This is a genomic window from Nocardia altamirensis NBRC 108246 (assembly GCF_001612685.1).
Lineage (GTDB): Bacteria > Actinomycetota > Actinomycetes > Mycobacteriales > Mycobacteriaceae > Nocardia > Nocardia altamirensis.
On sequence record NZ_BDAY01000093.1, the window covers coordinates 19,189 to 40,420 of the forward strand.

Genomic DNA, 21,232 nt, shown 5'->3' on the forward strand with positions numbered 1-21,232 from the left:
CAAGCATGACTGCGTCGGTCGAGTCGGTCGAGATCGCGCAGGTCGCCGCGCGGGCGGCGGACGAGAAGCTGGCCTCCGACGTGGTGGTGCTCGACGTGTCCGAGCAGTTGGTGATCACCGACTGCTTCGTGATCGCCTCCGCGCCGAACGAGCGTCAGGTGAACGCCATCGTCGACAACGTCGAAGAGAAACTTCGCGAGGCCGGGCACAAGCCGGTGCGCCGCGAAGGCACCAGGGAAGGGCGCTGGGCGCTGCTCGACTACGTCGACGTCGTGGTGCACATTCAGCACAACGACGAGCGCCACTTCTACGCGCTGGAACGGTTGTGGAAGGACTGCCCCGTTGTCCCGGTGGATGGCCTCGGTGCACCGGGCGCGCAGGCGGCGGTGAACGGCGAGGCGCAGGGCGACGCCGAGTGAGTAAATACGCCAGCGTGCGCACCCTGATCCTGTTACGCCACGGGCAGACGGAATGGAACGCGGCCGACCGGATGCAGGGGCAGATCGACACCGATCTCACCGAACTCGGTCGTCGTCAGGCGAAAGAGGCTGCGCGCGAGCTGGTTTCACGCAAAGCCATCGCGATCATCGCCTCGGATCTGCGCCGCGCCTTCGAAACCGCCACCGCGCTCGCCGATCACACCTCGCTCGAAGTGGTGCCCGATCCTCGGCTGCGCGAAACCGACCTCGGCGACTGGGAAGGGTTGACCCACCTCGAGGTCGACGCCGACTACCCCGGAGCGCGGGTGGCCTGGCGGCTCGACGCCACCTTTCGGCCGCCCAACGGGGAGACCAAACTCGAGGTCGGCGCGCGCTCGCTGCCCGTAGTTCGGGAATTGTTTCTCGAGCGGCAGGACTGGCCAGGCCGGACTATCATCCTGGTGGCGCACGGCGGGCTGATCTCTGCCCTCACGGCCGCGCTGCTCGACCTGCCGCCAGCCAACTGGCCCGTCCTCGGCGGACTGGCCAACACCAGCTGGGTGCAGCTCAGCAGCCACGGTCCGAGCATCGATCAGCCAGGATGGCGCCTCGATGTGTGGAACGCAGCTGCGAAGGTGGCCCCGGATGTCCTCTGAAGATCCGATTCGGCAGGTCCCGGATGAGTTGTTCCGGAAGGCCTCGGCGAAACCGGAACGTTCTATCCCGGATGCATTGTTCGGTTCGCCTCCGGTGCCTGCGCCGGCCGAGCCGGAGGGTGCCGAGTCGGCGAATGCCGAGTCGGGTGCTGATGAAGGGGAGACGGGGTCCGATGACGAGGACTCTGCGGTACCCGCTAGTTCTGTCGACCCACCCCCCGAACCGGTAGTCGCGGCGGGCGATTCCGGTGTGCGCGCAGGGCAATCCGATGTCGCGAGCGAGGTCGTTGGCGCTGTCGTCGCGGAGTCGGCGACCGAATCTGCTGTCGACGTTGGTATCTCGTCGGAGTCCACGGTCGCGGACGCGACGTCGGGTGCGCCTGTCGGCGTCGAGACCTCGTCGGAAGCCGAGTTCGCTACTGCGGTAGGTGCTTCGAGTGCCCCGGCGACCGGGCGGCCCGTGCTGCTGGTGATCGCGGACTCGCTGTCGTACTTCGGGCCGAAGGGCGGGTTGCCTGCGGATCATCCCCGGATCTGGCCGAACCTTGTTGGGGCCGAGCTGGATTGGGATGTCGAGCTGGTCGGGCGGATCGGCTGGACCTGCCGGGATGCCTACTGGGCGTTGATCGGCGATCCCCGAGTATGGGCGGCGGTGCCGCGGGCGGGCGCCGTGGTGTTCGCCGTCGGCGGCATGGACTCGTTGCCGTCGCCGCTGCCGACCGCGCTGCGTGAGCTGATTCGATACGTGCGTCCGCCTGTCCTGCGGCGCGGTGTCCGCGCCACCTACAACTGGTTGCAGCCCAAGCTATCGAAACTCGGCCGCCCCGTTGCCCTTCCGCCGAAGGTGAGCGTCGACTACCTGGAGCAGTCGCGGGAAGCGTTGGCGCACTTGCGGCCAGGGCTGCCGATCGTTGCGGTGCTGCCATCCGTGCACAACTGCGACGCCTACGGTCGAGTGCACTCCGGGCGTCCGCGTGCCGTGCAGGCGCTGCAGGCGTGGTCCGCACGCACCTCGGTGCCGCTGGTCGACCTCGGTGAAGCGGTGCGCGACAACATCTTTTCCGGCGAGGCGAACCCGGACGGCATTCACTGGGGCTGGGCCGGGCACACGGCGGTGGCCAATGCGATGGTGAAGGCCCTGCAGGAGGTTCGGTAGTCCGTGGCCGTCGTGGTCGTGACGGATTCGTCCGCCAACCTCCCTGCCGAACTCGTCGACGAGCTGGACATCGCCATTGTCCCCATCCACGTGCTGATCGGCGACCGGACCATCCGTGAAGGTGTCGACCCCGTCGACATCGACTACGCCTCGGACACGGTGACCACCTCGGCGGCATCGCCGGGCGAGCTGCGGGCCGTCTACGAGGCGGCGTTGGCCCGCAGCGGCGGCGATGGTGTTGTCGCGGTGCATATTTCGCGTCAGTTGTCCGGGACATGGGAGGCGGGTCGGCAGGCTGTTCGCGATATGGACGCCGCCGACAAGGTGCGCCTGGTCGATTCGCTCGGCGCCGGACTGGCCACCGGATTGCCGGTGCTGACGGCCGCACGCCGGGCGCGCGACGGCGCGGCACTCGACGTCGTCTACGACACTGCGGTCGCCGCGGCCGCCCGAGCACGCACCTTCATCCTGGTGAACCGGACCGAACAGCTGCGTCGTGGCGGCAGGCTCAGTTCCGCCGCAGCCTTTTTCGGCAGCGACCTGGTTACCAAACCGCTGTTGCAGATCGTCGAAGGTCGCCTCGAACTCCGCGAAAAGGTGCGTACCCGTTCCAAGGCATTCGCGAAACTTGTTGCGGCGGCGGTCGATGCGGCGGGCGAGGACGGGGCAACCATCGCCGTCCAGCACCTCGGTGCCGAAGAGGCCGCCAATACCGTTGCCGCCCAGCTGCGTGACCTCGTCCCCGGTATCCGCGAACTGATCATCGCCGAATTCGGCCCTGCTCTCGGGGTGCACCTCGGCCCAGGCGCTGTCGGAGTCCTCGTCCTTCCGTTGCCTTAGCTGGTCGGCCGCAAGTGACCGCCTTCGAATCAGTGAGCGGCGGAGGTGGACTGGCGGAGAGTTCGGGCGCCCGCTCGGACGGCGTCCCAGTCCGTTTCGGGGCGGCGCCGCATCGCTTCGCCCAGCCATTGCGTCCTGGTCTGCTGTTCGTGCACCAGTAGGTCGAGATCGATCTCGATACCCATCGGTGGGCCGAGTGTTCGGAACTTCCGCACGCGTCGCGCGATGGCCGACATCAGGTTCCGGTCGAATTCGACGACAGCACTGCGGAATTCGTCCGTCGGCAGGGTGAACCGGCCGGATGACGGACCGGCGAACTCGATCTCGCTCTCCGGATCGGTCGGGTGATGCCATGCGACGGTGAGGAAGTCCGAGGTTTCGTCGACCGTGCGCCACCACCGCAGATGCGGGCCGAACCACAGGTAGCCGGTGTCCAAGGTGTGGTCGCCGTACCAAATCGACGCAGCCTCGGCTTCCGGCGTCTCCGGCAACGACCAGTCCGCCGATGCACTGCCGATGAAGTCGACGAGGTCGGCGGGGACAGGTTCGAGCGCCGTCGGCAGCAGCGCAAGCATGTCCTCCCACAGCCGAGCCACGTAATAGTCGACATACGGGTGCTGCGGCGTCGCCTGACGGCCCGACTGGGCGCGTAGGAGTTCGGTCGTGCGGTCGGAGTACCGCAACAGTTCATGGTCGCCGAGGTCGATGCAGTACCAACCCTCGGTCAACGCAAACCAGTGCAGAGTCCGGTACTGATCTCCCCACGGCTCAACTCGGCCGATCGGTGCCAAGCCGAAATGGAATCGGATCACGAGGCAAGTTTTACACCTATGCGCGAAATTCGTAGGATGAGCAGCCGCCAATCGGCGGCTGCATCCCGTCCGCTTGGCGTGTCGTCGGCGAGTTGTGCACATCTCCGTGTTATCCACACCCCAAGTGAATTCCCTGCTCGGCCACGATGTTTCGCCGCAACCCGGCACTACCGTCGCCCCCATGTCACGACAGGACGAGCGCGACCGAAGCCAGCGGCGAATTGGCGCACTGACCACCCGAGTCGGCGCCAGCATGACAGCCTCGCAACCCAACGCCGATCGCCCGCTCTCGGGCGCGCGGACCGCCGCGCATCGGCCTGCACGTGGGTTCGCGAGATCAGCCAACGCGCAACGGCAGGACGGCCCCGAGCGACTCGGTACTACCCGGTGGACGGCAGCGGTGTCCGATGCGCCGCGGCGATCGAGCGAGCGGCCGATGACTGTCGCGGGTCCGTCGGAGGAGGTTCGAACGTCCGAGGCTGAGGGGAGCGGTTCGGGTGCGGCCGACGCGCCGCGGCATCAGGTCGCTTCAGCACGGTCCGGGAGCTGGGATCTGGCGGTGCTGCCCGAGATCGACATCGACGACGAGGTCGGTCCGGTCCGTTCGCCGGAGTGGCTGGACGAGCCTGCCGTTTCCGGCTGGCGGGATCGCCTTGTGCCGGACCGGTTTCGGGGCATCAGATTCGACCCGGGACGCCGCGGTGTGCGCACCCTTCTGGCGGTCGGGGTGGTAGCGGCGGTCGTCGCGGGCGTCGTCGTATTCCGTGAGCGGCCCGTCGCCCTGCCGGTACCGCCGCTGGCCGCGGTGCCGAGGACCACGACCCCCGCCACCGCGAAGCTGTCGAGCGCCCTCCCCTCGGCAGCCGCGGCACCCGGTGCCGCACCGCAGCCGCACGCCGCAACCCCGCCCACCACCGAATTGGTCATCAGCGTGGTCGGATTGGTGCAGCACACCGGCTTGGTGCGGCTGCCTGCCGGATCCCGGGTCGCCGACGCACTCACCGCGGCAGGAGGCCCACAACCCGGCGCCGACCTCACCGGCCTCAACATGGCTCAACCACTGATCGACGGCGACCAGGTACTGGTCGGCCCACCCGGACAAACCCCGGGCCCACCCCGCCTCGGCAGCACCACCATCAACGCAACCGGCCGGCCAACCACCCGCCCGTCCGGCCCCGCCACCCCGCCCGGTCGAGTAAACCTCAACGCCGCCACCGAATCCGAACTCGACGCACTCCCCGGCGTAGGCCCGATCACCGCCAAAGCCATCATCGCCTGGCGCACCTCCCACGGCCGCTTCACCGACATCACCCAACTCGGCCAGGTAGACGGCATCGGCCCAGCCCGCCTCGCCCGCCTCCGCGACCTGGTCCAGATATGAGCACACACAACCGGCACGAAGCCACCACACAACCAATCCCGCGCATATCCCTCCCCGAACGACCCCCTGCCCCGGAAGTTGGCGTGCGCACCCTCGACGAGTGTGGAAACGACGTCGCAGTGAGCGGTGGGAGCCAAACCAGTGGTGTCGGCAGCCAGCCGGTCCAGCCTCCGGAACCCGTTGCCGCCGCCGCGCCGCGCGCAGTTGGTACCGAGCTCGACCGCGAACATGCATCAGGTGCCGACCTCACGCAAGGCCGTCGCAGGGCGGCAGTAGATCACCGAGGTGCGAGTCTCGACCGCAACGCAGGTGCCGACCGCAGCACGGGTGGTTGTGGGAGCGGCGGCGGGCGGCACGCTGGTGATGGCTGTCGTGGCGATAGTGATTGCGAAAGGGTTTGCGCCATAGGCGAACAAGGCGGCCGTGGTTCTGCTCGGCGTGGCGGTGTGGGTGGAGACCGCGCTGATGGTGGCGAGATGGTGGATCGCGGTGGTGTGGGTGTGGGGCGCGGCGCAGGTGAGCGTGGGCGCGGTGTTGGGCGGAAAGCCGACTTCATGCGAGGCCGTCGCGGTGAGGTGGTGGATCGCGGTGGTGTGTGTATCGGCCGCGATGCGGGTGGTCGTGGGAGCGGCGGCGGGCGAGTGACCGGCGATGACTGGTGTATCGGTAGTGACTGCGAAAGTGCTTGCGTTACTGGTCAGCGCGACGGCTTGCACCGAGGGGAGGGCGTGGAGGAAGAGGCGCAGGTTCTGGATGCGCGGTTGTTGCCTGCGGCGTTGGGGTGTTGGGGGGCAACGATTGTGGCGTTGACCGGTGGGTGGGTGGCCGGGGTTGTGCTTGGCGTGGTGTTGGTGGTGGTGGCGATTGGGCTTTGGGTGTTGCTGTTGTGGGGGATGGCGCATCGGCGGGAGTCTTGGCGGGTTGTCGCGCTGGTGGTGACGGCGGCGGTGGTATTGGCGGCCGGATTCGCGATGGCGGGGGCGTGGCGGGAGCATCGTGTGGCGACGCATCCGCTGCGGACGGCGGTGGGGTTGTCGTTGCGGGTGGTGGTGACGCCTAGCGGGGATCCGAAGGCGGTGCGCGGCACCTCGTTCGGCGGGAGTCGGTGGGTGGTGCGGGGGAGCCTGCGCGAGTATCGGCTCGGCGGGACGACAGTGCGGACCGGTGGGGCAGTGGTGATCCTGGCATCCGGTGACGGGTGGGCGACGGTGTCCCCCGGACAGACGATGGAGTTTCAGGCGAAAGTGGATCTGCCGAGGCAGCGTGATCTGACGGTGGTCACGTTGCGGGCGCAGGGTGCGCCGAAGGCGGTCGGTGTGCTGCCATGGTGGCAAGGCGTGGCCCGTTCGATACGAACCGATTTCGCGACCGCGACCTCCCTGGCGCTGTCCGAGGAACCGGCTGGACTCCTGCCCGCTCTGGTGGTCGGGGACACCTCCAGGCTGCCGGACGAGCTCCGCGATGAGTTCGAAATCGCTGGGCTGTCCCATCTTTGCGTCGTCAGCGGCGCCAATTTCTCGATCGTGCTCGCGGTGGTGCTCTTCGCGGTGCGCGTGCTTACCCTCGGCCCGTGGACAGGGGCAGTGGTCGCGGGGGTGGCACTGGTGATGTTCGTGGTGGTCGCACGCCCCGATCCGAGCGTCCTGCGGGCCGGCGCGATGGGTGCAATCACGTTGCTGGCCTTGGTAACCGGGCGTAAGAAGCAGGCACTTCCCGCGCTGTGTGCCGCAGTCATCGGCTTGCTCGCCGTGTGGCCCGCGCTCGCGATGTCCGCAGGTTTCGCCCTGTCGGTGCTCGCCACCGCAGGGTTGATCCTGCTGGCGCCGAGCTGGGCTGATTGGCTTCGGGCACGCGGGTGGTGGCGTGTTCCCGCCGAGATCGTCGCGGTGTCAGCGGGTGCGTTCGTCGTCACCACCCCGCTCATGATTGCACTGACCGGCCAGCTCAGCCTGGTCGCCATCCTGGCGAATGTGTTGGTGGCACCCGTGATCGCACCGATCACCGTGATAGGTGCGACCGGCGCGGCCCTTGCCTGTCTGTGGTCACCCTTGGCCGAGCTCATAATCCGTTGCGCCGCTCCACCGTTGTGGTGGTTGCTGTCCGTCGCCGATCATGCGGCGGGTGTGCCTGGTGCGTCGATCGTGGTGCCCGGTGGATTGTTCGGCGGACTGATCGCCTGCACGATCGTCGCCGTCGGAATTCTGGCGTTGCGTGTTGCGACGATTCGTCGAATCACCCTGACCGCGGCATTCGCGATCGCAGCGGTGCTGATCCCGGTACGCATCTGGCACCCCGGCTGGCCTCCCCACGGGTGGGTGCTGGCGGCCTGCGACGTGGGCCAAGGGGACGGCCTCGCCCTGTCGGTCGGAAACAGCACCGCGGTGGTCATCGATGTCGGCCCAGACCCGCGCCGAATCCGAATGTGTCTGGACCGCCTACACATTTCGCGCATCGCGCTGCTGGTGTTGACGCACCCGCACGCCGACCACATCGATGGCCTGACCGGTGCGCTCGACGGCAGGGAGGTCGCCGCCATCGCCGTGGGCGTGCACGAGCTCGACGGTTTGGGCCCAGGTGTCACCGCTGAGGCGGGGAAGCCTCGAGACCCTCGGCCTGGCCCAGGCGTGATGGTTGGCGACCATGAATCCGACGCCGCGACCGAGAGATGCGAATCGCCAGCGGCTGACGGCTTTCCGGCGAGCAACGAAGCTGAAACTTCACGTGCAGAGCGCGTTTTGGCAGGCGATATCGGCACGGCGAGTGAGCAGTGTGCACTGGGAGATGACAGCCGAGCGACGGGGATCGAGCGGCATATCGGACAGAGAGGGCGCATGGAAGGCCTGGCGCAAGTGGTGAAAAGTGCAGAACGCGCAGCGGTTCCGATTGTGGAGCTGTCGGCAGGGCAGGTGTTCCACTTCGGCTCAGTCGAGGTGCAAGTACTCGCGCCAGGGCCGGCTGCACCACGACCCACTCCGGGGGCCGAGACAGACGAAGCCAACGATCGCTCGATCGTCCTCGCCGCCACCACGATTGCCGGACGCATCCTGCTCACCGGTGACATCGAGGAATCCGCACAGAACGCTCTGATGCACACAGGCATCTCGCTCCGAGCCGACATTCTCAAACTCCCCCATCACGGATCACGAACCACCACAAGAGAATTCCTCGCCGCCGTGCAACCGCGCCTAACCGTGATCAGCGTCGGAACCGACAACACCTTCGGCCACCCGAACGCCACCGTCCTCGCACAGCTCTCCGAACTCGGCACCACCGTGGTCCGAACAGATCAACACGGCGACATACTCGTGCTCGGCAGCGAGCAATCGCTCGAGACGGTGTCGGCACGATGAGGCGCGGAAACCAATCGAGAACCGCCGAGAATCGCAGGGATCCTGCCCTCTGGCATGTGATCGACATCGAGAAACCGCAGGCGCGCCGTCCGATCCGCCGCTACCGGTTGGAACGAATACATGGCCGTACGGTGGGCTGAAGCCGTTGCATCGGTCAGTCAGCAGAAGGGTCCGCTGACCGGTTCTGGAGGCTGAACACTGGTCCCACCGACGAACTAGTCCCGTAACACGTGACCGGAGAGGTGGATATGGCTCGATCGGGTACCAAGATGCTGGACATTGCAGGGGCAGCAATGGGCGTGGTCGTGTTGAGCTTGGCACTCGGGCCAGCGGGTCCAGCCTGGGCGGCGCCGGCCAGGGATCCGTTTCTGGACAAGACGGACGACGCTTTCCAACAGGACTGTCTCGCCACTCACAACAAGTTGCGCGAACTCCACGGCACGCAGCCTTTGAAGATCGACACGGACGCGGTGGCGTTGGCTGAGAAGCGTGTCCAGCAGGTCAGTCGATATGGCGGGGTACAGGAGGGGCACGCCGGTAACTCAGGTTCGGGTTATGGCGAGAACTTGGCATGGAGCGCCTCGTCCAAGCCTTTCGACTACGCCTGCGCCAAGGCCGTCCAGTCCTGGTACGACGAGATCAGCAAGCACGACTTCAACAACAACAACTTCAACTACAACACAGGCCAATTCACTCAGGTGGTGTGGGCCGACACCACAGGGATCGGGTGCGCCCGGGCCTCGGGGAAGGGTTCCCAGTGGTACGAGAGCTACGTCGTGTGCAGCTATACCCCGGCGGGAAACTATCAAGGCCAGTTCCTGAAGAACGTCCCTCGCCCCGTCGGCTGAACCGCCTCCGTGCCCTTGCACGTGGCCGAGCATCCGCTCATCCCGCATGGCGCGCTGTTCAGGACCGGATCGCGGCTTGCGCGAACTGTAGGTTCGTGCAGAAATCTGGGATCGGTAGGTGGGGTGCGCGGCGTCTACTTACCGCATGACATCTTCTCAAGCTCCCATGAACCAACCGCAGTCCACCGGGTTGGATAAAAAGACCAGTGCGATCCTGGCGTACGCGCTGGGGTGGCTCACCGGAATCATCTTCCTATTTGTGGGCAGGAACGATCCGGACGTGAAATTCCATGCCTCGCAGTCGATCGTCTTCTTCGGGGCGGTCGCGGTGGTCAATGTTGTGCTGAGCATCGTCGGCTCGCTCCTCGGAGCCCTGGGGATCCTCTTCAGCCTGGCTGGACTCGTGGTCGCGGTCTTCGCGGTCGTAGTCTGGATCATGGCCATGGTCCGGGCGAACAGCGTCGGCGGCGTCCGTGCGGAGCTCCCCATTGTCGGAAAATTCACTGCCCCCTATGCCGATCGGTTGGCCAACTCGGTCAAGTAGTGCATATCCGAAGATCAACGGCCCGAGGCTATCTCGGGCCGTTGGCGTCCGCGCGGAGATCGGCGCCGCCGCGATAGACCAGCATCACTTCGCAATCAATCTGCAGGTCATGACGTTTGCGGGAACTCTGCGGACTTACCGAACGGGCTGATTCATTTGGCGCAGGCCGCGACGGGTCCGATTGTGGCGGCATCGTTTCCGGCGATCAACGCGACGGTTCTCGCCTGGCCGCCAACGGCTTTCGTGGCAGTCATACCGAGATGGCTCGCCAATGCGTTGGCTACGCTTTCCGCGCCGGAACCGTAGGTGATCGAACTTCGAGCGCGTGCACCACCTGCAGCGTGCGAGGTCATGCCGACGACGAATCCCTGTGCAGCCAAGGCGTTTGCGATGCAAGAGGCCACACCGGGACGTTCGGTGCCGTTCTGCGCATCCAGCATCACGTCGGACGCGTCGGATGCGGTCGGCGCGGCGCTCGTGCCCGCTGTGGGCCCCGCAGCCGAGCGACCGTCGTCTGCTCCGCACCCTGCCAGCAGGATCATCGCCGAACCGGCCACGGCGGCAGTTGCTCTCGAGCTCATCCTCGATGCCTACCACAAAGGAACTCGAACATCCTGTCGTGCCGCGACCCGTGCGGATCCAAGCGGCGGTCCTCCGTCAGCCGGTGTGCAGGATCCGGAAGCGATGGGGATCCGCGGGATCTCGATCGACGACTTGGATTGGCGGCCAAGCCCATTGCCAAGTTTTGAGGCCTGGGATGCGGGAGAACTGGATTGGTCCGCGGGTGCCTTCGACTGCGACTCGGGGCCAGGATTCGGCAATGCGGGCCCGGTCTGCGCCGTGAGAGCGCAGCGTATCGGCGAGGACGGCGATCGTGTCGTAGCCCTCGAAAGCGACGAAGGAGGGCGCTTGAGTCAGTCGCTCGCGCAGCACTGTCTCGATGCGTGCGCCGAGTGGACTGAGGCGCTCGGGTAGATAGCGCAAGAACGGGATCGCGGCGCTGTCGTCACCCAGCAGGGTCGCCCATTCGGCGAACTCCGGCTGGCCGGCTGGGGCACCGATCATGATCTCGGCGAGGCGCTGGTCGCGGCGGACAGACTTGACGAGCGACACTGCGGGCTCGGGGTGGCCGACCAGAAGAAGGAGGGCTGTCGCGCGATTGTCGACGAGTTCGTCGCACGCGGCCGTGGGAGTGAGCGCGTGCATGTCGAGTTCGATGACGGTGCCGCCTCGGGGAGTGAGGTAGTCCCGCAGAATACGAGTCCCGGCTGCCCAGTAGACACTCGGTTCCGCTGCGACGGCAATTCGACTGTGGCCCGCGCTGAGCAGGAATCCTGCATAGATCTGCCAGCCGTGGGACTGCGCAGGGGCGATGCGCGCGATCCACTCCGTTGGCTGCTCGGTGAGCACGTCGAGAACCGCTGACGAGCAGAGGAACGGCAGACCGAAGGCGTCGGCCTTGGCGGCAGCGGCGCGAGCGACGACGCTGTGATACTCCCCGGCCAAGGCCGCCACGCCCAGGCGATCCAATTCGGCGACGGCCGCCGCGGCCCGCTGCGGATCAGCCGCGGTGTCCCGGACCACCAACTCGAGTGGTCTCCCGAGGAGCCCACCCGCAGCATTGACGTCGTGAACAGCCAGCTCGAGTCCAGCGAGCAAGTGTTGGCCCGCCTCGACCCAGCCGGGCCGAGTCAACGGAACGAGAGCGCCGATCCGGACAGGTGATCCCATGCCGGATATTGCATCCACCACCATCCTCAGTTCGCAACCGATTCGTTTGTTCGCTGAGTTGCCCGGCTTCGAGAAGCCATCGTTGGATTGAACACCGACTCGAAACCGCCCGGGCCAACCGCGATCCAGCCGCCCAACCGGACGTCCCCAATGCCGCTGGACGCGGCGACCGCGACTGGTCGGGCGATCAGGGGCAATGAGGGCGGCATCGGTCGAGAGGCCAGTTACCTCAATGCCCCCTGAGCACTTGTCCAGCAACGTATCTCGGGCAATGTCGGCCAACCACACGGCGTTGCTCCATGCCACACGGCAGCAGGCTGAGGCGCGCTGCGGTTCAGAACATCCGGATACCGCACTTTGTCGGCCGTCCGGCTACCCGTCGGATCACCTTGAGCGGCATAGCTCCGGACAGATGCCGTGCCGCTCCAGCGGGCAGAGCCGATCGCGAAATGTTGGTCAGAGCCAGGTTCACACCCGGAATGGAGATCGAACGGCTGTTGAGCAGATCGCCCGTTGACATGCATGCGAAGTGCCTGAGGTGCGTGCGATGTAAACAACAGGTGCAGCGAGTGTCGTGATCTCCCGTGGGTGGCGTGGGGCACGGGTGGTGTCGGCGGGGTTAGGTCTGGCAGGCGGTCGAAACGACGTTCCGGATCACGCCCGCACCCGTTGACACGCGCGACCGGTGTCGGGGGTCTGTCGGAGGGTGACCGTAGGATCTCTGCCGTGACCGACCGCAGCGAGCGAACCATGGACACACCACCTTCGCGTTCGATGGAGTGTGGCGAGGGCGAGGCGCGCACAGTCGAGTTCTCGGTCCTACCCGAGCGGGGTGTTGGTGAGGGGTGGGCATGAGATGGGTATCGCCGCGTTGCTGGTCGAGTCGAAAGTCTGTGAGGTGCGGGGATGAGTGAGCGGCCTGCGCCGGTGCACCTGGTGCTCGGTGACGAAGAGTTGTTGGTCGAGCGGGCGGTGGGGGAGATCACCGCGCAGGTGCGGGCGTTGGCGCCGGACGCCGATGCGGTGCCGGTCGATCGGATGCGGGCGGGCGATGCGAGCACCGCTGAGCTGGCCGAGATGTTGAGTCCTTCGCTGTTCGCCGAGGACCGGGTGATCATTCTGGAGTCGGCGGCCGAGGCGGGTAAGGACGCGGTCGCGGTGATCACCGACGCGGCGAGCGATCCGCCCGAGGGCGTCGTGCTCGTGGTGCTGCATTCGGGCGGTGGGCGCGCGAAGGCACTGGTGCCCGCGCTGCAGAAGGTCGGTGCGGTGGGGCATGACTGCGCCAAGCTGACGAAGGCGGCCGAGCGAGTGGAGTTCGTGCGCAACGAGTTCCGCGCTGCCGGGGTGCGGGTCGCCGGCGACGTGGTGCAGGCGATGCTGGAGTCTGTCGGGTCCGATCTGCGTGAGCTGGCTGCGGCCTGCTCGCAGCTGGTCTCCGACACCGGCGGGAAGATCGATGTCTCGGCGGTTCGGCGCTACTACTCCGGTAAGGCGGAGGTGTCCGGTTTCGATGTCGCCGAACTCGCCGTTGCTGGTGATCGTTCCGGGGCGATGGAAGCGTTGCGGTGGGCGAATGATCGTGGCGTGCCACATGTTCTGCTCGCCGATGCTCTTGCCGATTCCGTGCACACCATTGCCAGGGTTGGTTCCGCGGGCCGTGGGGATCCGTTCAAATTGGCTCAGCAACTGGGCATGCCGCCGTGGAAAGTGAAAAAGGCTCAGGCGCAAGCCCGCAACTGGACCCCCGCCACTATTGGTTCGGCGCTGCAAGTGGTCGCCGCGCTCAACGCCGATGTCAAAGGTGGCGCGGCGGACGCCAACTACGCCTTGGAGCATGCGCTCGCCCAAATCCTCGATCTCCACTCGGCGGGTTGAATTCAGGCCGCACAGTTCTGCTCGCCGGAAGATTCCTACCGGGTGTCACGGGCACGGGCGAGCGTGTGACGGTGGGTCTGAGCCAGGCCATGAAGCGTGGTCTGGCACCGCTTTTGTAGTGACGCTGAATGTGTGCTGAAACACACACCGGTGCACATTCAGCGATGTGAAAGTTGTGTCGTCGAGCTGGTCGAACGAATCCAACAGCCAATCGAAATCGCGCCGTCAGAGACCATTTCTCCACCGATTCACCGATTTCTCGACGGCATCTTGATGGATTCGAAGACCACTCGCGGCACCTTTACCGACATGCACTCTTGGGATCTCGCAAATTGCCAGTTACTGAATTCATGTCAAACTGGATTCGGTAATGGACGAGCACTCTGCACCGGTCTCCCCGGTTGACGATCTCCGGCGGACCCGTGCGTGGCACGTTCGACGGCCGAAGAATCGCGTGCGTCAAAGGCGCCGAATCGGCCGCACCGTGGCGAAAATAGTCGCCTGCGGTTTGTCGGCGGTGGTGCTCGGCGCAACCGCGGTCGGCTGGGCAACGGCCGGGCGATTCGACAAAGGATTCGTCAGGTCGGCGGCGCTCGGCGTGAATACGCCGCGATCACTCGCCGGTGACATGAACATCCTGCTGATCGGCCTCGACACCCGCAAGGACCAGGACGGCGACGACCTGCCGCAGGAGATCGTCGACCAACTCCACGCAGGCGACGGCGACGTCGGCGGCTACAACGCCAACACGCTGATCCTGGTGCACATCCCCGCCGACATGAAAAACATTGTCGCGGTGTCGATTCCACGCGACGACTACGTGAAGGTGTCCGGCATTCCCGGCTACTCGAGCATGAAGATCAAGGAAGCGTACGGCCTGAAGAAGGCCGCCGTGCAGGACCAGCTGATCAGCCAAGGCATGACCGATCGCAAGGCGCTCGAGCGCGCGGGCCGCGAGGCCGGGCGAGCGTCGATCGTGCAGGCAGTGCGCGACCTGACCGGCGTGCCGATCGATCGGTTCGCCGAAGTCACCCTCGCCGGGTTCTACGACCTGTCCAAGGCGCTCGGCGGCGTCGAGGTCTGCCTCAACAACTCGGTCGACGACAACTACTACTCCGGTGCGGTGTTCCCGGCGGGCAGGCAGCGCCTGGATCCGGCGCAGTCGCTCGCCTTCGTTCGGCAGCGCCACGGCCTGGAGAACGGCGACCTGGATCGTACGCACCGCCAGCAGGCTTTCCTGACGTCGGTGGCGCTCGACCTCCGCAATGCGGGCACGTTCACCGACGTCGGCAAGCTGACCGCGCTGATGGACGTCGCCCACCGCAACATCGTCCTGTCCGACGGCTGGAACATCACCGACTTCCTCCGCACCCTCGGCACATCCGACAGCCCGTCCGTCGAATTCCGCACCCTCCCGGTGCTCCGCTACGACACCATCAACGGCCAAGACGTCAACATCGTCGACCCGGTCGCCATCCGCCGCGAGGTCCGCGCCGCATTCAGCGACGCCGACCCCACCGTCGCCCTGCTCAACCACCCGGCTCCAGACATCACCCTTGCCCGCCCCAACGCCGAATCATCCAGCCCCACACCGGATGTCGGCAAGCCGGTCGACACGATCATCACCGGCAACGCCATCCCCTGCGTGAACTGACGCACCTGCGCGGGATGTCCCGGACTGCCCTAATGGGTTGCGCCGAGCCGCATTTCGAGTGGGTCGCTCATGGGAGCGAGCGTCGAAGGAAGTCGAGCTGAAGGCGCAGCAGGTTTTCCGCCACCGACTCCTGCGGCGTCATGTGCGTGACACCGGACAGCGGAAGCACCTCGTGCGCCCGTCCGGCGGCCAGCAGCGCCGAGGACAGTCGCAGGGAGTGCGCGACGACGACGTTGTCGTCCGCGAAACCGTGGATGATCATCATCGGGCGGTGCGGTTCGGCAGCGTCGACCAAGCCCGCGTCGTCGATCAGCGAGTTGCGCCGGTAAATCTCCGGCTGCTCGTCCGGGTGGCCGAGGTAGCGCTCCTGATAGTGGGTGTCGTACAGACGCAGATCGGTGACCGGCGCACCAACTACCGCCGCGTGGAAGACATCTGGGCGGCGCAGCACCGCGAGCGCCGCCAGATACCCGCCGAAGGACCAGCCGCGGATGGCGACGCGATTCAGATCGAGGGGGAAATCGTCGGCCAGCGCCTGGAGCGCGTCCACCTGGTCGGCGAGGACGACTGCCGCGAGCTCGTCTCGGATGGCTTTCTCCCAGGCCGGGGAACGACCGGGCGTGCCGCGGCCGTCGGCGACCACGACCGCGTAGCCCTGGTCGGCGAACCACTGCGAGGTGAGATGCGGATTGTGCGCGGCGAACACCCGCTGGCCGTGCGGGCCACCGTAGGGATCCATGAGAACAGGCAGCGGGGTCACACCATCGTGGTCACGAGGGAGCAGCACAGCGCACGGAATGCGCCGTGCGCCCGCCTCGGTGAGCGTGACGCGAGGGGAAAGGCCGGGATCTTCCGCATGCGAGGCGATCGTCGCCACCTGCGTCGCACCCCGAAGCACCTGTACGTCGGCACCCGGCCGCGCGAGCGTGCTGGACACCAGCACGGTGATGTCCCCGGCTCGCACCGCGGAGTGCACGCCGGGCTCGTGCGAAATCCGGTGCAGACCTTGCTCGTTGACGCGATAGACGTGTATCTCGCCGGTCTCGGGTGCGTCGGCTTCGGCGCCGGCCGAGGCGGTGAACAGCACGTCGTCGTGCCCGGCGTCGAGTACCGCGCGCACGTGCAACCGCGCGTCGGTCAGCGGGTGTTCACCGATCACGAGGACCCGGGCGCCGTCTTCGTCGGCGATTCGCACGAGGTGTCCCGACGGATTCCAGCAGGGCGTGCCGGGGAACAGATCAAGCCACACCGGATCCTCGTCGGCGTGCACGGTCCTGGTCGCGCCGGTGTCCGGGGACACCGCCAACAACAGCTGACTGCGCTGATCGCGCGTCTGCACGAGCAGCAGCGGGTCGCCCGCTTGCGACCAGTGCACCCGGGCAAGGTACGGATAGCGCGTCCGGTCCCAGACGACCTCCGTGCGCACCCCGTCCAGGCCGAGCACGAACAGTCGCACGTCCGCGTTGTCGGTGCCTGCCGCCGGGTAGGCCACGTCGCGTGGTGCGTTTCCCGGCTGAGCCGGGTCGGAGATCCACCAGCGCCGTATCGGCGTATCGTCCACGCGCGCGACCAGCAGCCGCTGCGAGTCCGGCGCCCACCAGAAGCCCCGGTAGCGGCTCATTTCCTCGGCCGCAATGAACTCGGCCAACCCATAGGTGATGTTGGCCGACTCCGGCTCGGCGAGTGCCCGCTCGTCCTTGCCTTCGACATCGACGACCCGAATCGCGCCGTGCGCCACATACGCGACGTGCCTGCCGTCGGGGGAGGGGCGCGGGTCGATCGCCGGTCCGGCGGCAGGAAGCTCACGTGTCGTGCCCTTCCTCAGCTCGGCGACGAACAATCGGCCCGACAGGGCGAAGGACGCCAGCTCAACGGCATCGTCGATGGCATAGCCGACGATGCCCGCACCGCCCTCGCGGCTGCGTTCGCGACGTGCGCGCTCTTCCGGCGGCAGGTCCTCAGCGGCGCCGCCGAGCACGACGCGAGGGTCGACCGCTACCCGCTCCTCGCCGAGCGCGGTATCCAGGACCCACAGTGAACTCGCCGTATCCGTCCCGGAGGCGGAACGGAGGAACACGACGTGTGCGCCGTCGGGCGCCACGGTGAATGCACGTGGCGCGCCCAACGTGAATCGCTGGGTGCGAGCGCTCCGGCGAGGGAAGGAGTCCGGCGTAGACGACATGCCCCGACCATACTGGCCGTGCGTGACAAGCTTCGAGCCGTGCGGGATTTCCTCTGTCGGTGGGTGTTTCGGCCCGCAACGGAACGAGGCCATCACACCGTCTACATGACGGCGGCGACTCGCGCGACGCCTGGTCCGGTCAGTCCGGCGAGACCCACAGAGCGACCGGTTGCGACCAGGAACAGCTCGCTGAGCGGTCCACGGATCTCGTCGGGTCCGTCGCCGTGCGTCCATGTGGCGTCGGTGGCGGTCAGTCGGAGACCGTTCAATCGTTTACGCGCACCGTAGAACGGGCTGCGGATCAGGTGCTCGAGGGCCGCGATCGCTTGCTCGGTAGGCATGGCCCTGGTGCGGCTGAGCGGTCGTGCGATGTCTTGGCTGTGAATCATGATGTCCACCAAGGGATCCAGTGGACTGGCGAGCGGAGCCAGGTGCGTGGATTCTGCGGCTGCCCGCAGTTGCGCGATCAGCTCGGCGGGGGCGAACCGTGTGGCATGATCACGGGCCGCTTGCGCATTCATTCGATCCCAGTTGCCCTTGGCCCGGATCAGCCCGATCACAGTGCTCCGCACGGTGTCCTGCGAGGTGATGTGCCCGAGCACCTGGTGCACCGTCCACCCGTCGCACAGCGAATCCACCTGCCACTCGTGCTCATCGAGGTCGTCGAGGAAGTCGGCGAGGGAGAGCCGTTCGGCTCGCACCCATGCCAGGATCTGATTACGGTCCACGGTGTCCTCCGCATCGGCTTGTGCTGTCACCCATATCGACGGTGGTCGTCGTCGAAACTCATCGGGCCGTCGCCGACTTCGCTCTGCAGACGCGGGATTCATCACACACGCGACACGGCGGTGGTGGCCACGCCAACACCGCCGTACGCGAACGATCAGACGCGGTCTTCAACCTTCAAATCACCCCGGACAACACTGCGTGTCATCGCCCGCGCCAGCATCTCATGCGGGAACCCGAGTTCGATCGCACTCGCCTGCTCCAGCCGATCCACCTGTGCCGCTTCGAACTCCACATCGAGCGCCCCGAGGTTGTCCTCCAACTGCGCGGCGGTGCGGGCACCAATGATCGGCGCGGTCACGCCCGGATTGCGCAACGTCCACGCCAGCGCGACCTGCGCAGGTGTCACCCCGAGCTCGGCGGCAACCTCCTTGACCACATCGGCGATATCCAGCGCGCGTTCGGTGAGGGAACCCACGGCGGCGACCACGTCCTTCCGCGTGCCCGTCACCGACGCCTGCGCCGGGTGGTTCAGGTCGTCGCGGCGGTACTTGCCGGTGAGCACCCCGCCACCCAGCGGCGACCACGGGATCACCCCGAGCCCCAGCTCCCGCGCCATCGGAACGAGGTCGCGCTCGACGGTCCGCTCGATCAGGCTGTATTCGACTTGCAACGCGATCAGCGGTGACCACCCGCGCAGGTCGGCGATGGTCTGCATGCGCGAAACCTGCCAGGCCGGTGCATCGGAGATGCCGACGTAGAGCACCTTGCCCGCGCGCACGAGATCGTCCATGCCGCGCAGGATTTCGTCGACCGGGGTGGTGGCATCCCAGACGTGCAAGTAGAGCAGGTCGATGTAGTCGGTGTTCAGCTTGCGCAGGCTCGCCTCGACCGAGGCCATCATGCTTTTGCGTTGGTTCCCACCGGAATTGGGGTCGTTCGGCCTGCGCAGCATGGTGTATTTCGTTGCCAGCACCAGAGATTCACGGTTGTCCGCGGTGAATTCGCCGAGCATTTGCTCGGAGGTGCCGTTGGTGTATTGGCTTGCGGTGTCGATGAAGTTCCCGCCGCGCTCGACGTAGGTGTCGAAGACCTTGCGCGACTCGTCTTTGTCTGCGCCCCAACCCAAGTCGACGCCGAAGGTCATCGCCCCCAGTGCCAGCGGAGACACCCGAAGTCCCGAGCGGCCGAGCAGCCGGTAGGTATCGAGGGTGCGAGCTCCGGACATGTCCAGCTCCTGTCGTCGGTGTTCTGTGTGATGCACCCAAGTCTGGAGCGGCGAAAGCGGCGGGGTAAGGGAAGCTTCTTCCTGGGAAAGGCAGTCCTACGCAGCCGTAATATCGAAGACGATGACTGGAACAGTGGATGCGACCCACGAGTTGGCTGCCTTCCTGCGCGCGCGGCGCGAACGCCTGTCGCCCGGCGATCTCGGGCTGCCGGAGCGTAGGCAGGCGCGGCGCACGCCGGGCTTGCGGCGTGAGGAGGTCGCCGAGTTGGCGGGGGTCACGATTGGGTTAAGCACTACATAGTGCCTGGCGACGCGGGGTTGTGTGGCAAGCCCCGAAGGGGCGCGGCAGCACTTCAGACACGCTTGTACCCCAAGTGTTGTGGTGTGATCGATTGTCGGCCACTAGGAGTAGTGTCAGCGATTGAAAATGGCAGTGCAGGACGTGCCGGTGCTGTCAGGTTTTCGGGAGAAGGAGCGTCGCCGTGCATAGCTACTGTCTGCATTCGCCCATCCCTGTGGTTTGCCTGTGCTGTAGGCAAGAGCGAATCTTCACGTTCAAATCGAGAAGCGATCAGGTTATCTGTACCGGCTGCCGTCGCCACGTGGGTGACACGCTCGCCAAGGCGACGCTCCGCGATTCTGATCACATCGGGATGTGGGAGGGTGCACTGAAGGTGGCGGAGTGTGATCATCAGTCACAGCTAGATGCACGTCAGGCCGAAATTCACTCTCTCAGTGAGCAATTGGCCACTCAGCGAAGGCTGGTCGAGGATCTCCGCTACTCCTACAAGAATGAGCGTGGCCTAGAGGCGGAGAGCGTCCGGCGGTGGCTAGATGACGCTCGAGTTTTTGAGGCAGAGGAGAAGCGAGACGCTGCATTCCGGTCGAGAGACCGTGCAATGGCCCATCTGTGGATGATCAACGAGCTGCATCATGCCATCGGGATCGATGAACTGAAGTGCTCGTGCGGTAGGCGGACAAATGGCTGCCGGGAATGGCAGGCAATGGCCCGGATCGTCGGACCGCTCTACTCGTGGGAGCAGAAGCAGAAGGAGCGGCAAGCTGCGGGCTTGCCGCACGGATTGCCTGACGAGTACTTCGGGCCCTCCTTTCGTCGCGCGGGCTCGTGATTGCCCTGGAGATTTCGAGATTGCGCACCATGAGTTGACCGGTTCGGCCCAACGTTCCGCATCGATATACCTGCGCGATGGCGGCCCCCTGGCGCACGGATCCGGTGCCGGACAGCCGGATCCGCACGCCTGCACGGTAATGGGCGACTCGGTTAGAACCGAAGTTCACGAATGGTGTTGAGGTCTATACCGTGGCTTGCGTAGATCTTGATGGTGTTTTCGCCGGTGAGGTCTGATTCGGCGTAGCCGAGCAGTTCGGCGACTCGGACGACCTCGGCCTTGGTGTCGGCTTCGATTTCCAGGTATGGCGGAATCTGGGGCCAGGTGTCGAGCTCGAGCTGTGCGCCGTCGAGGGTGAAGCTGACTCGCTTGGTTTCCTGGTACGACTTGGCGGCGAAGCCCAGCATCTCGAGCAAGGCGTTGGTGTCGGCGAAGTCGCCCACGCTCACCTCGACTTCATGGGTTCCGTCGATAGCGTCGCTGGTGATCTCCTTGACCGCGAGCGTGACCCCGTTTCCGTTGTCGCGCAATCTGATCCATTTGGACTCATCACCGGGGGTGATGTCGTAGACGTAGCGACGCATGAATTGTTCGCCGAGTTTGCGCCCGCCCTTGTCGAGGATCTGTTGCTCGATGGTGCCGGGGTTGATGCCGAGGATCTTTGCTTCGTGCTCGATGGCCACTTGTGGTCTCCTGA

At 66.1% G+C, this 21,232-nt stretch carries 19 protein-coding genes and 1 pseudogene; 12 read left to right on the forward strand and 8 right to left on the reverse strand.

Going from position 1 to position 21,232, the window contains the following annotated elements; all coding sequences use genetic code 11:
• Positions 1-5 precede the first annotated feature (5 nt).
• The 4 genes from rsfS to NA11_RS36835 all read left to right on the forward strand — a co-directional run bounded on the left by rsfS (position 6) and on the right by NA11_RS36835 (position 3,071).
• Entirely contained in the window at positions 6-419 is a 414-nt protein-coding gene (gene rsfS / locus NA11_RS36820; RefSeq protein ID WP_069166705.1) for a ribosome silencing factor, read from the forward strand.
• Positions 416-1,075 (forward strand): histidine phosphatase family protein, encoded by a 660-nt coding sequence (locus NA11_RS36825; protein ID WP_069166706.1) that lies wholly within the window; start codon positions 416-418, stop codon positions 1,073-1,075. The genes rsfS and NA11_RS36825 overlap by 4 nt, the downstream gene beginning before the upstream one ends.
• Before the next feature lie 460 nt (positions 1,076-1,535).
• Positions 1,536-2,231: a diglucosylglycerate octanoyltransferase gene (gene octT / locus NA11_RS36830; RefSeq protein ID WP_069166728.1), complete on the forward strand. Its 696-nt coding sequence runs from the start codon at positions 1,536-1,538 to the stop codon at positions 2,229-2,231.
• Positions 2,232-2,234: 3 nt separating this feature from the next.
• Entirely contained in the window at positions 2,235-3,071 is an 837-nt protein-coding gene (locus tag NA11_RS36835; RefSeq protein ID WP_069166707.1) for a DegV family protein, read from the forward strand.
• A gap of 29 nt (positions 3,072-3,100) precedes the next feature.
• On the opposite strand, the gene NA11_RS36840 is transcribed toward NA11_RS36835, so the two are convergent.
• Entirely contained in the window at positions 3,101-3,883 is a 783-nt protein-coding gene (locus tag NA11_RS36840) for a DUF5984 family protein (RefSeq protein ID WP_069166708.1), read from the reverse strand.
• 181 nt (positions 3,884-4,064) lie between these two features.
• On the opposite strand from NA11_RS36840, the gene NA11_RS36845 reads away from it, so the two are divergent.
• The gene (locus tag NA11_RS36845; RefSeq protein WP_245746467.1) at positions 4,065-5,264 is read left to right on the forward strand and encodes a ComEA family DNA-binding protein; all 1,200 of its coding nucleotides are present in this window, start codon (positions 4,065-4,067) and stop codon (positions 5,262-5,264) included.
• A gap of 233 nt (positions 5,265-5,497) precedes the next feature.
• Here NA11_RS36845 and NA11_RS46890 read toward each other — a convergent pair whose 3' ends face one another.
• Positions 5,498-5,980 (reverse strand): hypothetical protein, encoded by a 483-nt coding sequence (locus NA11_RS46890; RefSeq protein WP_069166709.1) that lies wholly within the window; start codon positions 5,978-5,980, stop codon positions 5,498-5,500.
• 12 nt (positions 5,981-5,992) lie between these two features.
• On the opposite strand from NA11_RS46890, the gene NA11_RS36855 reads away from it, so the two are divergent.
• The 3 genes from NA11_RS36855 (at position 5,993) to NA11_RS36865 (ending at position 10,006) form a co-directional block, all read left to right on the forward strand.
• Positions 5,993-8,614, forward strand: a complete 2,622-nt coding sequence (locus tag NA11_RS36855; protein WP_245746468.1) for a ComEC/Rec2 family competence protein — start codon at positions 5,993-5,995, stop codon at positions 8,612-8,614.
• A 269-nt stretch (positions 8,615-8,883) separates the two neighbouring features.
• A complete protein-coding gene (locus NA11_RS36860; protein ID WP_069166710.1) occupies positions 8,884-9,462 on the forward strand; it encodes a CAP family protein in 579 nt (192 codons plus the stop codon).
• A gap of 166 nt (positions 9,463-9,628) precedes the next feature.
• Positions 9,629-10,006 (forward strand): DUF4870 domain-containing protein, encoded by a 378-nt coding sequence (locus NA11_RS36865; RefSeq protein ID WP_245746469.1) that lies wholly within the window; start codon positions 9,629-9,631, stop codon positions 10,004-10,006.
• A gap of 152 nt (positions 10,007-10,158) precedes the next feature.
• Here NA11_RS36865 and NA11_RS36870 read toward each other — a convergent pair whose 3' ends face one another.
• Both NA11_RS36870 and NA11_RS36875 read right to left on the reverse strand, forming a co-directional pair.
• Positions 10,159-10,548 (reverse strand): LytR C-terminal domain-containing protein, encoded by a 390-nt coding sequence (locus NA11_RS36870; RefSeq protein WP_167837806.1) that lies wholly within the window; start codon positions 10,546-10,548, stop codon positions 10,159-10,161.
• A gap of 115 nt (positions 10,549-10,663) precedes the next feature.
• Positions 10,664-11,737 (reverse strand): ABC transporter substrate-binding protein, encoded by a 1,074-nt coding sequence (locus NA11_RS36875; RefSeq protein ID WP_174567787.1) that lies wholly within the window; start codon positions 11,735-11,737, stop codon positions 10,664-10,666.
• Positions 11,738-12,643: 906 nt separating this feature from the next.
• Here NA11_RS36875 and holA point away from each other — a divergent pair.
• Together holA and NA11_RS36885 are read left to right on the forward strand one after the other, a co-directional pair.
• Positions 12,644-13,615 (forward strand): DNA polymerase III subunit delta, encoded by a 972-nt coding sequence (gene holA / locus NA11_RS36880; protein ID WP_069166714.1) that lies wholly within the window; start codon positions 12,644-12,646, stop codon positions 13,613-13,615.
• A gap of 484 nt (positions 13,616-14,099) precedes the next feature.
• The gene (locus NA11_RS36885) at positions 14,100-15,269 is read left to right on the forward strand and encodes an LCP family protein (protein ID WP_439957137.1); all 1,170 of its coding nucleotides are present in this window, start codon (positions 14,100-14,102) and stop codon (positions 15,267-15,269) included.
• A gap of 67 nt (positions 15,270-15,336) precedes the next feature.
• On the opposite strand, the gene NA11_RS36890 is transcribed toward NA11_RS36885, so the two are convergent.
• The 3 genes from NA11_RS36890 to NA11_RS36900 form a co-directional block, all read right to left on the reverse strand.
• Entirely contained in the window at positions 15,337-17,451 is a 2,115-nt protein-coding gene (locus NA11_RS36890; RefSeq protein ID WP_069166715.1) for a S9 family peptidase, read from the reverse strand.
• 101 nt (positions 17,452-17,552) lie between these two features.
• Positions 17,553-18,209, reverse strand: a complete 657-nt coding sequence (locus NA11_RS36895) for a maleylpyruvate isomerase family mycothiol-dependent enzyme (protein WP_245746470.1) — start codon at positions 18,207-18,209, stop codon at positions 17,553-17,555.
• Between the two features lie 125 nt (positions 18,210-18,334).
• Positions 18,335-19,405 carry an aldo/keto reductase gene (locus NA11_RS36900; protein WP_069166716.1) on the reverse strand — a complete coding sequence of 357 codons (1,071 nt, stop codon included), beginning with the start codon at positions 19,403-19,405 and terminating at the stop codon, positions 18,335-18,337.
• A gap of 121 nt (positions 19,406-19,526) precedes the next feature.
• Here NA11_RS36900 and NA11_RS44345 point away from each other — a divergent pair.
• A pseudogene (locus NA11_RS44345) lies at positions 19,527-19,685 on the forward strand (transcriptional regulator); the annotation flags it as partial.
• Positions 19,686-20,007: 322 nt separating this feature from the next.
• Positions 20,008-20,535: a hypothetical protein gene (locus tag NA11_RS36905; protein WP_069166717.1), complete on the forward strand. Its 528-nt coding sequence runs from the start codon at positions 20,008-20,010 to the stop codon at positions 20,533-20,535.
• A gap of 152 nt (positions 20,536-20,687) precedes the next feature.
• Here the strand turns inward: NA11_RS36905 and NA11_RS36910 are convergent, their stop codons facing one another.
• Positions 20,688-21,218, reverse strand: coding sequence for a class IV adenylate cyclase (locus tag NA11_RS36910; RefSeq protein ID WP_069166718.1), 531 nt, complete (start codon positions 21,216-21,218; stop codon positions 20,688-20,690).
• Positions 21,219-21,232: the final 14 nt, after the last annotated feature.

What these genes read in the sequence shown, in the direction of transcription:
- rsfS (WP_069166705.1), top strand. Translation starts at nt 6, where the DNA reads ATGACTGCGTCGGTCGAGTCGGTCGAGATCGCGCAGGTCGCCGCGCGG.
- NA11_RS36845 (WP_245746467.1), top strand. Translation starts at nt 4,065, where the DNA reads ATGTCACGACAGGACGAGCGCGACCGAAGCCAGCGGCGAATTGGCGCA.
- NA11_RS36860 (WP_069166710.1), top strand. Translation starts at nt 8,884, where the DNA reads ATGCTGGACATTGCAGGGGCAGCAATGGGCGTGGTCGTGTTGAGCTTG.
- NA11_RS36865 (WP_245746469.1), top strand. Translation starts at nt 9,629, where the DNA reads ATGAACCAACCGCAGTCCACCGGGTTGGATAAAAAGACCAGTGCGATC.
- NA11_RS36870 (WP_167837806.1), bottom strand. Translation starts at nt 10,548, where the DNA reads ATGATCCTGCTGGCAGGGTGCGGAGCAGACGACGGTCGCTCGGCTGCG.
- NA11_RS36875 (WP_174567787.1), bottom strand. Translation starts at nt 11,737, where the DNA reads ATGGGATCACCTGTCCGGATCGGCGCTCTCGTTCCGTTGACTCGGCCC.
- holA (WP_069166714.1), top strand. Translation starts at nt 12,644, where the DNA reads ATGAGTGAGCGGCCTGCGCCGGTGCACCTGGTGCTCGGTGACGAAGAG.
- NA11_RS36890 (WP_069166715.1), bottom strand. Translation starts at nt 17,451, where the DNA reads ATGTCGTCTACGCCGGACTCCTTCCCTCGCCGGAGCGCTCGCACCCAG.
- NA11_RS36900 (WP_069166716.1), bottom strand. Translation starts at nt 19,405, where the DNA reads ATGTCCGGAGCTCGCACCCTCGATACCTACCGGCTGCTCGGCCGCTCG.